Here is a 15,351-nt window from a genome sequence, read left to right as displayed (position 1 = left end):
TAATAAAATTTAATCACATTTTACTTTTATAAATTTCATTTTTTTATTATCCTACCTAATTATTTATATGTTTCAAAAACTATACATTAACAATTTATTTATATCTCCCAGGAATACTAATGAACATGTAGAATTTGCTATTTTAAAAAATTTATTTATTTTCTGATAGCATATTAGTAATTTTTAGTAATCCAGTATTATCCAACTTGACATCTCTATAACTATAAACCTGAACTGCTCTCTCTTTATTTATTTTTATTATTTCACCGACACAATTACAAATAACTAAATTGCCATTTTCTTTTTGAAGGTCTAAATAAGTTTTATAGTTTTTCAGCAATTTAAATTCCTGTTCATGAGAAGATTTAAATGGTTTTCCAATATATACGCTAATGTTTCCTCCACCTATTCCTTTTAAGTCCATAAACACTTCTTCTTTATAAAATCTTATCTGATCTAATATGCCATGAACTTCCTTATATGAGTTATCATCTTCATCTCTAATCTCAGATACTTCTCTTTTATAAATATATGGCTCTTTTTTCCCCTCAACCGCAATACCTTCGCCATTTGTAGTTGGGCTTGAACTATAAATATAACTTATATTTTTCTTATCATCAGTTGAAATTTTTTGCGATTTCTTTTTACCTTTTTTTGTTAATTTTCCTTTATTTTCATCTTTTATATTGTGCACCTTTTTATAGAAAGATCTAAATGAATCATTTAAAACATCGTCAATATGCTTTTGTGAAACATTCACATCTTCTCCAGTTAATTTTACGGTTTTACCCTTTGTTCCATCATGAAAAATTTCATTAACACATCCAGGTTTATGTTCACTTCTAGCCTTAGTTTTAAATATTCTTTTAAAACCTCCTTTTTGTTTTTCATAGAATATAACTTCGGCCATACATCCTTCTTCTTCGCAAAACAAATTCCCTTTATAAACTTCCTCATAAAGTCTATTATTAACGTCGTTTGCATCTATTATATCAATAACCCCGTTTTGTTTTATATATTTTGATTTTTCCATAAAATATCTTCACCTCTATTTATCATATTTTAGGGGTGAAATTGTCCTAAAACCTCATTATCAATCAAATTCTGATTATTAATAAAAAAAATATATAACTATCGACTTAAATTCAATTTTACACTTATGCATCTCACTGCATACAATTCTGTTTTATTATGCAATCAATAACATTGAAAATAATTGTTATTATAAAATATACTCCTTTCTAAATTTAATTTGATTTCCAACTATATCTCTGCAAAAATATAGCCAGAAATAGTTTGAACTTGAAAAAAAATTAAGTTTATGTTAAACTACAACAGAAGATTTTATTAAGTAGTCACTATATGATTACATTAATTTTAAATGGGGCTATGCAAGGCTGCAACCTTGTTTTAGGCTTCATTTTTTTATTTTTAAATAAAAATTATATTTAATCATATACATACACTTTTTAAATTTTTTCCAAATAACAATTCGTTTTTCTAATATGCAAACTATAATTGACTATTTTATATTCTTTAATTAAAATTAATACCCTTAAGCCTAATTATAATCTTCAAAATCACCAGAAAATTAACTTTCTTTTTACAACTAATTTTGGATTTAACCAGAATATTACTAGTTTTTAGCTACTATACATTTGATTATTATAATCACAAATTGATTTTATCAAAGTTGTTAGCACTTTATTCCTCCCTTTCCAAAATAATATTCCATATTAAAATTATAGTCAAGCCATAATTTGATTATTTTTCCCCAAAAAACAAAAAATTCATGTGACTTTCGAACTTTTGTTCTAAATCTCTTTACTTTTCTTTACGTACGTAATATAATCAAATTATAGACTTATACGTACGTAGGAGGAATCATGAAAAGTAACTTTTATTACACTTTTCCAGCTGTAAAAGGCAAACAAGCAAATAGAGATTTTTTTGTGATAATGTGTCCATTATCAATTTTATCTAAATTGTTTCTTTTTAATGAAGATGATTTGCCACCTGAGCATAGAGCTCAAAGAATTCTAAATAAAGCTAGAATTCCTGAAATGGCATCTTATATACTTAACAATCCAAATGATTATGTTTTTTCATCTGTGACAGCTTCAATAGATGGTGAATTTGATTTTACACCTATAAACAAAGATTTTGATGAAAAAATTGGAGTACTAAGGGTATCTATGGACAGCAGATTACTTATTAATGATGGCCAACATCGACGGGCTGCTATTGAAGAAGCATTAAAAGCTTCCCCTGAACTTGAGGATGAAACAATTTCTGTTGTTCTATTTATAGATGAAGGTTTAAAGCGTAGTCAGCAAATTTTTGCTGATTTGAATAAGCATGCTGTTAATGTATCAAAATCAATTGGAATTTTATATGACTCTAGAGATCCAATAGCTATGCTTACTAAAGGACTGCTTGAAGAAAATGCTTACTTGAAAAATTATACTGATAAAGAAAATCCTTCTTTATCTAAATTTTCACCAAAACTTTTTACTCTCAGCAGTTTAAACGAAACAAATAAAAAATTAATTAACAAGCTAAATATCAACGATTCTCAAACTACTACTTTTGTTTATGAGTTTTGGGATCTACTTTGTGAGAATATGAAAGAATGGCAATTTGTATTTAATAAGCATACAAGTCCAACCCTTTTCAGAAGTGACTACATAAGTTCTAATGCTGTTGTTCTTGAAGCACTAGGACTTGTTGCTAATTATTTATATAAGAATAATCCAAATGATTGGAAAGAGATCCTTTCAAAAATTAAAGATATAGATTGGCACAGATCAAATTTAAATGATTGGCAAGGCAGAGTAATTGGCCCAACAGGTAGAATTGTTAAAAGTGCTACATATGTAAGATTGACTTGCAATCTTATAAAAATTAAGTTAAATCTTCCTTTGGCTAAGGACGAACTTAAATTAGAAAATGACTGCAAAATGGAGGATTAATTATGAACAGCGAAATACAATCAAAAATTGATGATATATTAGAAGAAATGAAAAGAGTATATAAAAACGACTCAAGACCTTGGGTTATTGGCTATAGTGGAGGTAAAGATAGTACTACTGTTGTTCAATTAGTATTTACTATGCTTATGCAGTTACCACTAGAAGAAAGACATAAGGCTGTTTATGTAGTATCTTCTGATACTCTTATAGAAAACCCTCTTGTTTTAGGATATTTAAAACATAATTCAGCCCTAATAAATGAAGGCGCAAAAAAAGCAAATATTCCACTGTATACTCATATGGTTCACCCTAATTATGATAATACATACTGGACTAACATAATTGGCAAAGGGCTCCCTACTCCTACTTCCATTAGATTTAGATGGTGTACTGAAAAGCTTAAAATTAAACCATCTAATACATTTATTGAAGAAAAAGTAAAAGAAAATGGTGAAGTAGTTATTCTTTTAGGGGTTAGAAAAGCTGAAAGTATTGCTAGAAGTATAAGAATTAAAAACAGAGAAATTGATGGATATCTTTTGACTCCTCATGGTTCTCTTGATAGTACTTATGTATATAATCCTATAGTTAATTTGACTACAGATGACGTATGGGGATTTTTGCTTTCTAATAATGGCAATAATCCATGGGGTGCTAGTAATAATGATTTATTTACATTATATATGGGTGCTGATGGCGGCGAATGTCCTTTTACTACTACTAATGATAAAGAAACACCAACTTGTGGCAACTCTAGGCTTGGTTGTTGGATTTGTACAGTTGTAACTAAAGATAAATCTTTAACCGGATTTATTGAAAATGGTGAAACCTGGCTTCAACCTTTGCTTGATTTTCGACAATGGATAGTCGGCATTCGTAACAAGCATGAATATAGAATGCAGTATAGAAGAGATGGAAATCACTATTATAAAAAATTATACTTAGATAAATTGCCTTTATTAGATAACTATGTTATAAATTCAGACTATCTTTTTGCTAATGGTGATGGTGAGGGATATATTGATTTAAAAAATTGTCAATCGGAAATAGACAAAGGAAACAAATATACTTCTGAAGAGAAGGATAAAATTTATTTAGAATTACTTCCACTTTTTAATATCAATAATTCTAATAATGTCATTTTAGATAAATCTAAAGTTCAAAAAGATGATAAAGGTGAATTTATAAATGTACTTGGATATGGGCCTTTTAATTTTATAGCTAGACAAGAGATTCTAAAAAAACTTTTAGAATTACAAAAACTAATTAATGAAGAGTATGAAATTGATCTTATTTCTAAAGAAGAATTAGAAGCTATAGATAAGATTTGGGATGATGAAGAGGATTTAACTCACAGAACCTTAGTTGATTTATATCATGAAGTTATGGGTGAAAGACTTCCATGGGATGACTATAAAAAGCCTATGTTTGATAAAAAAACCATTGATGAAATATCAAATTTATGTGATAAACACAATATTGATCAAGATTTAATTAATAGACTATTAATTGATACAAATAAATATAAGCACTTTACTAATAGATCTGTTTTAGATAAATCAATTAATAAGATTCTTAATCAAAGACATTTACATAAAGCAATTTTTGAGGAGATAGAAAATGATAATTAATAGCATAACATTAAAAAACTTTAGATCTTATGAAGATGAGACTACTTTCTCCTTTACTCCTAAAGATACTAAGAATATTGTTTTAATTGGTGGAGAAAACGGAGCTGGGAAATCAACATTATTTGAAGCAATTAAATTGTGTATTTATGGCCCTATTACTTATGGATATCTTGGTCAAAATCATAATTATCAAACTAAAATTAAAAACAACATAAATGATAATGCCTTTAAAAATGAAAACATAGAATGTTTTTTAGGTCTAAGTCTTTCTTTTAAAGATGGTACTGAAATAAAAAACTACTATCTAAAACGTTCCTGGAAATATATAAATCAAAAAATACATGAAGAATTTGAAGTTTATCTAAATAATTCTGAATTGAATGATGAAGATAAATTATATTTCGATAAATATTTAAAATCTGTACTTCCACCATCTTTGTTTGATTTTTTCTTTTTTGATGGCGAAGAATTAAGTGATTTCTTTACTGGAAAAAATGCAAATTCCAATTTAAAAGAATCAATACTTGAATTATTTAATTATGATACTTTTGAAGTATTAAAAAAGCAATTATTGACCTATCAAAGAGCTAAATCAAAATCTAATGCAAAGCTTGAAGAAGTTCAAAATAATTATGATGAACTTTCTTCTACTGTAAAAGAGCTTAAAAATGAAATTGAAGAATTAAAAAATTCATTAACTTTAGATGAAAAACATTTAGATGACTTATTAGTTAAAAGAAGTCAAATAGAAGAAAGCTTTAAAAATAGTGGTGGACTTTTGGAAGAAGAGAAATCTGCCATAAATTCAGAAATGGTTAAACTTGAAGCTGAGAGAGCTAATTTAAATCAAGATATAAAAGATTTTTGTAATGATACCCTCCCATTCTTATTAGTTACAGACCTTTTAGAGGAAACAAAAATTCAGATTGAAAAAGAGGATTCACTAAACTCTTATAATTCTGTAAAAGAAAAATTATCTGGAGATATTGTAAAAAGTTCTCTTAGCAAGCATATAAATACTACTGTTAATCCAAATACATATGCTGAAATTGCAGTTGATTTATTAAATAATATGTTCAATACATCTGAATTGAAAAATGTAGCAACGATATTAGAGTTATCGACTGAACAGAAGAACAATATAAACCATACTGTTGATAATATTCTAACCAGAAGAAATAAATTAACTAGAGGATTAATTCAAAAATATGATAGAATTTCTAAAATAGGAGCTAAATTAAAGGATTTAAAAGATAAATTAACCTCTTCAATTTCTGAGGATATATTAAATAGCTATTTAGAAAATATACATTCAATCAATGAAGACATAAATAATGTTCAGAGCAATATCGCTGTTAAAAAATCCTCTATAGATTCAAGACAGAGTGAATTGCAGAATAAAGAATATCATCTTACTAGAGCAAGAAATGAATATACTACTTTACTTCAAAATATTAATGTTCTAGATATGTCCTCACAACTTATTGAATATTTAAATGAGCTGCTTACTAATTTAACTAAAGATAAAATTAAATTAATTGAAGATGAGTTTTTAAATATATTCAGCACTATAATTAGAAAAGAAAACTATGTAAATAGCATTGTAATTGATGATAACTTCAACACTACCTTATATATAAACAAAGATTATAATAGCAATGAAATTTTAAATGTAATTAAAAATCTTGGATTTGATGCTTTAGAAAAAAAATATGGTCATAACTTTTTACAGGATTTATTAAAACATTATAATGTAGAAACAAACCAAGAACTAGAATCAGAGGTAGCTAACGATAATCCATTTAACTATATCAGTTTAAGTACTAAAATCAATATAAATGATTTTTCTAATGGTGAAAAGCAAATTTATATACTTTGCCTAATATGGGCTATAATTAAAAGCTCTGGAGTTGAAATACCGTTTATAATAGATACACCTTATGCTCGTATTGATGAAACCCATAGAAATTCATTAACTACTACTTATTTACCAAATATAAGTAAGCAAGTAATTATCCTTTCAACCAATAAAGAAATTGATAGTGAATTATATAATGTTGTAAAGCCTTATGTATGTGATGAATACCTACTGCTATACAATGCAGAATTACGTAAGACTGAAGTTAAAAATGGATATTTTGAGGTGTAATTATGGGATTTAGATTAAAAACATCAAAAAAGACAAAAGAAATATTTGAAGAAATAAGCAAAAGTTCAAACCTAAAACCATTTGCTTTAAGTAAAATAGCAATTTCTCTGTCATTAAAAGATAAAACTTCCATTGATAATTATAAAAATGATGATACAAATGGACTTGAGCTTCAAAGATCAACAGTTACTGGAGAATTTGATACAATATTTAAAGCTCTTATTGAAGTTAATCTTAAACGTAATATTAGTGAGGATGAATACTATCCACATTATATGAAACTTCACATGGATAGAGGCGCAGAGCTTTTACTAAATCAATATAAATATTCAGGTGGTAATTTAGAGAAATTCTTAAGAAATGCCTTAAATAAAGGAGATGTTAATTTATGATATATTTAGATAACAGCGCAACTACTCCTATTGATCCTGAAGTATTAGATGCAATGTTACCATATTTAAAAGAGGAATATGGTAACCCCTCTAGTAGATATTATACTCTAGCTGTAAATGCTAATAAAGCTGTAGAAAAAGCTAGAGAACAAGTTGCAGCTTTAATAAACGCTATGCCTAAAGAAATAATATTTACTGGTGGTGCTTCTGAAAGCAATAACTTCATCATAAAAGGTGTAGCTGATTATAAAAAGCACTACGAAGAAAGCGGAAATCATATAATTACATCAACAGTTGAACATAAATCAGTACTTCAAACCTGCAAGTTTTTAAATGGTGATGTATTCTGGAATAAATCAGAAAAATCAGTAGCAAATCAATTTCTAAAGAAAAAATCTACTACAAAAAAGATTGATAGAGGCTATGAAGTTACTTTTCTTCCAGTAAACCAATATGCACAAGTTGAAAAAGATACTTTCAAAAATTCAATTAAAGATAATACTATACTTGCATCATTTATATGGGGTAATAATGAAATTGGTTCACTAAATGATATTGAAGGCTTATGCTCTATTGCTAAAGAAAAAGGAATCTTATTTCATTCAGATGCTACTCAGGTTTTAGGAAAGATAAATATTGATGTAAATAAACTTTCAGTAGATTTTCTTTCAATGTCTGCACATAAAATCTATGGTCCTAAAGGTGTTGGAGCTGCTTTTATAAGGCAAAATGGTTTATCAGATTTTAAAATGACTTCATTAATACACGGTGGACTTCAAGAAAGTGGCTATAGAGCTGGAACTTCTGCTGTTCATAATATTGTAGGCTTCGGTAAGGCTTGTGAAATTGCTAAGAAGGATATGAATGAATATATTAAAAAGATTTCTGAATTAGAAATTGAAACTAAGAAAATGCTTACTGAAAAATATCCTGGAGTTGAATTTTTAGGAGATCCAGATAATCATATTCCTGGAGTTATTGGTATGCTTATTCCTGGGATTGTTAATGAGATGTTTATTAAGGATATAGCTGATAGATTTGCTATTTCTTCGGGGTCTGCTTGTGGAATTGGGGAACCTTCGTATATTATTACTGAAATAAAATATAATGATAAAAGCAGTCAATTCATTAGATTAAGTTTAAATAAATTTAATAATACAATAGAAGAACTGTTCTATTGTATTATTAATTATTAACCTTCTATACTAGACTCAAACTTTCTAATAACTTGTCCTTCTATGTTGACTACAAATACTTAACTTTAAAAATTTTCGCAATTCTTCGATTCACATAAATCATAATGACTTTAAAACTTCTTTATTCTATATCCATTTTAATAGCGATAATTGAATAATTTAGATATTTATTCATTTTCAGTGTATTTTTCTATTTTATCCATATTTTCATTAATAAGTTTTTCAATATAATATCTATTGTTCTTTCCTTCTATAATTAACAATTGATTACTATTAAACACATTATTTATTAATTCTCTATTTACTTTACCTTCAACATAACTTGATGATAAGATATTTTTAACGGTTTCATCATTTAGAAATATTACATCCGTATACAAATTAATATCTGAAACATTGTTTATAAAATAAATAAACTTACAATATAAACAATCATCTATTTCAACCCTCAAGTCATCGAAAGTAATGTTTAAGTTTTTACCGCTATAACTTAGCTTCAAGCCTTTTTCATTAAACTCAAAGTTAGTTTTCACACAATAAAATTCATCAAGCAGTTTCAAAATGGAATTTATTAAAATATTTTTTACTTCTTCCATTTTATTTTTAACTTCAATATATTCATCATGAAATATAATATTCTCATGGGCAACTATATTCCTATAACCCTCAATAAATTCCCAATCATTATTTATCAATTGCAAACCTTCATCCCATTCTATTATCGTGAATATTTTCTTTAATAAACTACTCTCATTTTTAGAATTTAAATATGAATTAATTAGACTTTTAATATTGTTTGATGAATTGTTTTCAAAATCTATTGGATTTACTAAGTATTTTTTCAAATCACTAGTTGGCTTGTCAAAAAATTGGTTATTAATTAAATTTGAAGAATTTCCATTATTGGGCTTTAAAAATACTCTAGCTTTATCTCTATTATCTATATCTTTATAACTATTTGCATTATTCTTAGTTTCTAAATTTTCTCCATTATCTTTTGTGAAAATTCTCTCTTTATTTATTTCTATTATAGATAAATATGCTCGTAGTGTATTCTCAAAATAATTGAAATATTTATATAATGCATTATTATACTTAAATGATGAAAAATCGAAAACATATATAATTTGATTGTTGTTTAAAAAATCCATAACGCTTGATAATCTATTTGCAATCCTTTTCTTTAAATCATTATTTTTAACATTCATATAAAATGTATATGTTTTTTCAGTTTCCTCTAGCTTATAGAAAAGTGCTTTGTACATTTCATTTTCTACTAATAAAGCATAATTATCACTCTTATCATCTTCATTATTTATAGTAGTTTGTCTATCTATATCTCTTATTTCAGCAGGTATTACACCATATTCTAAAAGTAACTTCATAAAAAACATCTTTGCATCTTCGTAATTATTAATTTCTATATCTATTAAAAATAAAGTACTGTTTACTATATTTTCTTCAGTTAATTCTAAAAAACCAAAATTACTATTACTAATATATTTTTCAATTAAATCTTTATTAATTTGCTCAATACCAGATTTATACTTTAAAAAAACATCATCCTCAACAATCTTATTATGAGCTATAAAATTTCTAAAATTTAAAGCATATTTTTGAATATCCTCAAATCCCTTTTGGCCCTTTATTATATTTTTTAGATCTTTAAATATGTCAGTATCTTTTAATTCTTTTAAGTTTTCTTTATTTCTAATATTTTCTTTATACTGTGCAATTTCATTTCCACCCAAATTATTATTATTAATATATGTTAAAATGCTATCAAAATCTGTTCTTTGAAGTATATTATTAATATTTCTACCTAAGAAATTTCTCTTCTCATCATAATGATTTATATATTTTAAAAAATCTTTAAAATTACTTTTATATTGTTTTATCAATTCATTTAGTACGCATATCCTAATTAAGTTTTCAAATTTATATATTGTTTGATAATTATCTGATAAAATCTTATTGGAGAAATTATCTACTATTAATTTTACTTCAGAGATTTCTTTAATACTCTTTATATTGTTTAAAAGCGTATATTTATCTATTTCCCATTTTGATATTATATTTATTAAAGCTTGTTCATTATCTTCTTTAATTTCTATTATATATAAAACATCCTCACTATTTAGGCATTTTATCATTGTCGTATTACTACTAATATTAGATTGCCCTGTCGGAGTGTGCTGAAAAGCTGTATTAGTAATTTTAACGATTTTATCAATAAAATTATCACATCTTTCTATTAACTTTATATGTATTAATAAATTTTTAATTTGTCTATCCATTATAAATATCACCTTATTTATTTAATAATTCTTCTATTTTATTTTTAATAATCTCTATTTTCTTTCCTGATACTGGTACATTATCAATTTCTGTTTTAAATTCTATTGCATCAATATCAAAAATTAATTTAATCTTATCAAATAACTCTTTAATTGTCTGGTTATTAAACTCTAATTCTTTTGAAACTATGGTTTGATATATACATTGGAATAAGCTAGTATAAAATATTTCTAATATAAATATACTTTTCTTAAAGTTCTCCTCATACTTTCTTATGTTTTCAAAGATAACATTCCAAATATATTCAACTGATTCATAATAAGTATTTATTAAATTTTCATCTATCATATTGTTTAGATATTTTTTTTCAAAATCCTTAAATAATTTTTCATGAGCTTTTAATACAAATTTATATGGAATTTTTACTTCACCTTTTTTTAATACCTGATCCTCATCAAAATAAATATATTTTAAATATTCATTTTTTCTCTCAAGATACTTTAATCCATAGTGATTACATACAGTTATCATTAACCTTAGCTGTGTACCTTTCTTAACTTTACTTGGTGTGCTATTTATTTCTAAAAATAATTCTCTTTGCTCTTGTGCCCCTAAATTATCAATCAAAAAAACTGCCTGTTCCTTATTTCCCAGCTTTTTTATTTCTTCAATAGGAATATCTTTATTACTTAACATTAGCTCAATAGATTTATATCTATGCTGCCCATCTACAACACCCAGACACTTACCATCTTTACTTTTTATTGTTAATTCATTTTCTAAACTATTATATTTTGTACTGCAATTTTCGTTAGTAACCATAAGTAATGTTGGATAAAACTTTTCTTCATTCCTTATAAATCCTACCATTTTTTTTGCTTTTTCTTCATCTACTATTCTATTTACACTTAACTTTCCAACTTCGGTAATTTCAATTAAATCTTTATATCTTATAAAAATAAGATATTTATTTTTCCCATCCTCCTGCATTTTTAGACATTTAAATGTTTTAGTTATCATATTCCCTCCAAATTAGAACTTGTGTTTAAGTATAAGAAAATATATATTTTTCTTACTCAATTCATAGAAAACAAAATTATATAATAAATTTATAATAATTATATTCGACGTAATCTTCGGTTATCCTTTCAATTCTTACAATTTATACTAATAAAAATAAAAAAATAGAAAACATAGCTAAAGTTACCATAAGCTTTAGCTATGTTTTTACCAAAACTACTCCTATTATCATTTTATAAAACAATATTAATCATTCAATAATACAGAAAACATACTTTTAAGAACATCTTCGTAATTATCAACTATTTCCAGATAATTCCTTAATAATTCTTCAATTTCAACCCTATTCCAACAGTACCTTTATAGGCCTTGCACTGACCTATAATTTTTTTATTTCAAATGGTTTATCTCCTTCATTGCATTTTTCATCATTAAAGTCAATATACTCAATTATCAAGTCTAATCCACTATCTGGTTGATTTGTGGGTCCTGCTTTTCTTATTCTGCTTACATACACCTCCTTACTTAATATTAATATGTCCCTAATGAGATCTCCAAACTTCCCACCATCTATTTTATCACTCCATTCAAATCTAGACTCTCCAAGTAAAATTTTATTTTCTAGCCTTCGTCTTTCTCTTATTAACTTTTTTTCCTCCATAACTTTATGAAACCCACATTCATCAGAAATGGAAATGATATTATGTGCACTTATTACAAAAACTTATTTCTAATCGCTATTACCTTATATTCCTTTTCGTCATAGTATCTTAAAATATTTTTAGCATATTCAAATTTTTCTTTGTCAATTGCATAAATCTTAGCCTTATATGAAATTATCTCTCTATTTACTCCTGAAAGATGAAATATTTCTTCATCTAAAATCAGATCAAGCAATTTACAGCCAACTTCCCTTTTAAAATTGATAGAAGATACTCCAATATCATCGTTATAAACCCATTCCCAATCTTCACTTTTTCTTTTTATATAATTACAAGCTGATAAGTTAACCTCTATTCCAAAATCATAATCTTCATTAGATATATCGACCAAGTCGTTACTATAAAGTGCAAAATTAATAATTTTGCATACAATCATATTAGCAAGTGCAGTTAGAGAAATAACTTTTCCCAACTTCTCAATAAAATTATCTGACTCAAAATCCGCATTTATTATATCTGGATCTAAAAACGCGATAATTCTCCCATATATTTCTCCATCTATATATGTAGGATTAAACATATCTATTAATGACAATTCGGCATTATCAACTATATTAATTATTATAGTCATAATGCACGAAATTACATCAGTACAATCTGATGTATCACCTTCAAACATAAATTTAGGGCTCTTATACTTACCCAAAAACTGAAAACAGCTATATCTTCTTTCTGTTGTATCTCAATATTTAATCTAATTGGAGAAATACTCATTCCTACTATTAAATGTACTAATTGACTGTAATCATGATTTTCATCATATTTATAAAAATCACGATATTCAATCCCCATCTCTTCAAAAACTCTAATCATTTTATTATAATTTTCTATTTCTCTTATATCTCTAATCATAACTAGCTCCTCAAATATAGACTAAATTGGCGCTTTTCAGTTAGTACCATGTTCTCTGAATATGCATAATTTAAATTTATCATTTGACAAACTATTTTTTCAATTGCAACATTAAGAGACAGATTTAATCTGCCTCTTACATTAGTCATCCTTCACTATTTCCTAAAAGCCATATCCTTCATAAACAAATCTATATCACTATCCCCCATCTTAACCAAGCTATAATGCTTATTAAGACCCTTTATCTTACTATAAATACTTTCCTCTTCATATTTACTTTGAGTATTAAATATATACTTAACATCCTTATTACTTAAATCAGTAATATTATGACTGTAATTTTCCATTCTCATGTAATAATGAGAATGCATTAACAATAATCTCTTTTATTTCTTCACTATTTTCATCATTTATTAGATACTCATCCCTATCTCTTACAGGTTTATTAAACTTTGATCTAAGATTTCTATCTCTAAATTTAATTACCATATTGTCATTAATTCCGTTGTATTCAAACTTACACAAAAAATTCTTATCACTTACCTTATCATTTTCATTCAAATAAATCATTAAATTTTGTGATATACCTATCCTAAGTAATTGTTTATCATAAACCGATGTAAAAAACCAACCTATAAAATTAACTAATGACTCTTTAAACATAAATCTATTTATAAAGTCTTTAACTACTTTTCCTGTTTGCGTATCGCTTTTATACTTAAAATATTCTGGTTCATCTAATTGAAATACAGATATGTTGGTAATATTTAAATACGCATCTATATTATCTATGGCTGTTTTTATATCATATACATTTTCTTTAGTCTTCTCAAATTCATTAAATATCTCTATACATTTTATTATTTTAGTATTATTTATTTTATTTATTTCTTTTTCATTTTTATCTATTAGCCAGATTTTCAAATCTGTTTTTGCTAAGTTTTCACTCCAAAAATAAGTTGAATAAATTTTAGAATCTATATCTCCAATGATAGTGATTAATGCTAAAAAGTGAGTATTAATTTCCAAATCTCGTTTATAAAACAGAAAGACATAGTTCATAAATATTAAATTAACAACTCTTTTAATTCTTCTCGGCAACATATTTGAGTTATAAAACAATTTAGATAAAAATTCTATTTTAATTGAATTCTTAAATTTTTTATATAAATCTTCATTCTTATATGAATTTTTATTTTCAAGAATATCTTCACCTTCTAACATACCTTTTATAAGTGTACCAATACTATTTCGATTTATATTGGGTATATTAAATGGTACCTGTATTATTTTTTCTAAGTATTCTTTAGCGAAATCATTAACCATCTCATTTTCTTCTATTCCATTCATTTTGGCCTCAAATTTAATAAAACTTTCATAATGACTCGCCACCGCACTTTTAAGAAATAGAGGATCACAACCAAGGAAAAAAATACAGTTTCTTGAATTTAATATCAATTTAATTGATTCCATTATTTCTATAACTTTATCTACTCTGCATCTATCTAAATCATCTATAAAAATAAGAAATTTCTTATCATGTATGTTTTTATCGTCTAATATTTCTCTTATATCATCTTTCTTATCATAGTATTGCTTTAACATATTATCAATTTTATCTTTTTGGTCATCATAATTATATTTACTCAAATCATATTCAATTGATAAAAATTGATTTCCAGCTTTAAATTTTAGTGGCGAAAGTATACTTCTCGCAAATTTACTAAGTACTTCTAATGGCATTGTAAAATCATTATCTTTCATTATTACTTTATATAATTCAGCTGAAAAAACAGAAATAAAATCAGTATTTTCAGGATACTCCCAAGGATTTATTTCTAGGATATTAAATTCCTTATTATCTTTAAACCTACATTTTAAAAGCTCCATAAAAGTAGATTTACCAACACCCCATTTCCCATGTATTCCAAAAACTACAGGTCTTGACAGTATATCCTTACATTCATAAATTACATATTCAAATCCGTTAACATATGGTTCATAACCTAAATAATCAACACTACTAACATTATCATCAAAAATACTAGTCAATTTTTTCACCACCACTTATGCATTATCGTATACATTAATATATAGCATTCAACATAATAAATATATT

13 protein-coding genes are annotated in these 15,351 nt (G+C 25.8%); 5 read left to right on the top strand and 8 right to left on the bottom strand.

The window, feature by feature from the left end; translation table 11 throughout:
* Positions 1–151: 151 nt before the first annotated feature.
* Positions 152–1,033: a hypothetical protein gene (locus tag I6U51_RS19705; RefSeq protein ID WP_211144278.1), complete on the bottom strand. Its 882-nt coding sequence runs from the start codon at positions 1,031–1,033 to the stop codon at positions 152–154.
* A gap of 853 nt (positions 1,034–1,886) precedes the next feature.
* On the opposite strand from I6U51_RS19705, the gene dndB reads away from it, so the two are divergent.
* The 5 genes from dndB to I6U51_RS19680 are packed head-to-tail and all read left to right on the top strand — an operon-like array spanning position 1,887 to position 8,340.
* Complete coding sequence (gene dndB, locus I6U51_RS19700) at positions 1,887–2,972, top strand: DNA sulfur modification protein DndB (protein ID WP_211144277.1); 1,086 nt, start codon at positions 1,887–1,889, stop codon at positions 2,970–2,972.
* A 2-nt stretch (positions 2,973–2,974) separates the two neighbouring features.
* Positions 2,975–4,603 (top strand): DNA phosphorothioation system sulfurtransferase DndC, encoded by a 1,629-nt coding sequence (dndC, locus tag I6U51_RS19695; protein WP_211144276.1) that lies wholly within the window; start codon positions 2,975–2,977, stop codon positions 4,601–4,603.
* Positions 4,593–6,752 (top strand): DNA sulfur modification protein DndD, encoded by a 2,160-nt coding sequence (gene dndD, locus I6U51_RS19690; RefSeq protein WP_211144275.1) that lies wholly within the window; start codon positions 4,593–4,595, stop codon positions 6,750–6,752. The genes dndC and dndD overlap by 11 nt, the downstream gene beginning before the upstream one ends.
* A 2-nt stretch (positions 6,753–6,754) precedes the next feature.
* Positions 6,755–7,144, top strand: a complete 390-nt coding sequence (locus I6U51_RS19685; RefSeq protein ID WP_211144274.1) for a DndE family protein — start codon at positions 6,755–6,757, stop codon at positions 7,142–7,144.
* Positions 7,141–8,340, top strand: a complete 1,200-nt coding sequence (locus I6U51_RS19680) for a cysteine desulfurase family protein (protein ID WP_211144273.1) — start codon at positions 7,141–7,143, stop codon at positions 8,338–8,340. Before I6U51_RS19685 ends, I6U51_RS19680 begins: the two co-directional genes overlap by 4 nt.
* A 167-nt stretch (positions 8,341–8,507) precedes the next feature.
* On the opposite strand, the gene I6U51_RS19675 is transcribed toward I6U51_RS19680, so the two are convergent.
* The 7 genes from I6U51_RS19675 to I6U51_RS19645 all read right to left on the bottom strand — a co-directional run bounded on the left by I6U51_RS19675 (position 8,508) and on the right by I6U51_RS19645 (position 15,284).
* The gene (locus I6U51_RS19675; RefSeq protein WP_211144272.1) at positions 8,508–10,637 is read right to left on the bottom strand and encodes a hypothetical protein; all 2,130 of its coding nucleotides are present in this window, start codon (positions 10,635–10,637) and stop codon (positions 8,508–8,510) included.
* A 13-nt stretch (positions 10,638–10,650) separates the two neighbouring features.
* The gene (locus tag I6U51_RS19670) at positions 10,651–11,658 is read right to left on the bottom strand and encodes a DNA sulfur modification protein DndB (protein WP_211144271.1); all 1,008 of its coding nucleotides are present in this window, start codon (positions 11,656–11,658) and stop codon (positions 10,651–10,653) included.
* A gap of 379 nt (positions 11,659–12,037) precedes the next feature.
* Positions 12,038–12,319: a hypothetical protein gene (locus tag I6U51_RS19665; RefSeq protein WP_211144270.1), complete on the bottom strand. Its 282-nt coding sequence runs from the start codon at positions 12,317–12,319 to the stop codon at positions 12,038–12,040.
* Between the two features lie 53 nt (positions 12,320–12,372).
* On the bottom strand, positions 12,373–12,999 hold the full coding sequence (locus I6U51_RS19660; RefSeq protein ID WP_211144269.1) for a hypothetical protein: 627 nt from the start codon (positions 12,997–12,999) through the stop codon (positions 12,373–12,375).
* The gene (locus tag I6U51_RS19655; protein WP_211144268.1) at positions 12,963–13,232 is read right to left on the bottom strand and encodes a hypothetical protein; all 270 of its coding nucleotides are present in this window, start codon (positions 13,230–13,232) and stop codon (positions 12,963–12,965) included. Before I6U51_RS19655 ends, I6U51_RS19660 begins: the two co-directional genes overlap by 37 nt.
* A gap of 155 nt (positions 13,233–13,387) precedes the next feature.
* Positions 13,388–13,579: a hypothetical protein gene (locus I6U51_RS19650; RefSeq protein ID WP_211144267.1), complete on the bottom strand. Its 192-nt coding sequence runs from the start codon at positions 13,577–13,579 to the stop codon at positions 13,388–13,390.
* The gene (locus I6U51_RS19645) at positions 13,560–15,284 is read right to left on the bottom strand and encodes a KAP family P-loop NTPase fold protein (protein WP_211144266.1); all 1,725 of its coding nucleotides are present in this window, start codon (positions 15,282–15,284) and stop codon (positions 13,560–13,562) included. Before I6U51_RS19645 ends, I6U51_RS19650 begins: the two co-directional genes overlap by 20 nt.
* Between the last annotated feature and the right edge of the window lie 67 nt (positions 15,285–15,351).

Origin of the sequence: Clostridium aciditolerans, assembly GCF_016316925.1 — a bacterium.
In the GTDB taxonomy this organism is placed as follows: Bacteria; Bacillota; Clostridia; order Clostridiales; family Clostridiaceae; genus Clostridium_AM; species Clostridium_AM aciditolerans.
The sequence above is the reverse complement of the archived record's forward strand: the minus strand, read 5'-3'. Positions and strand labels throughout refer to the sequence as shown.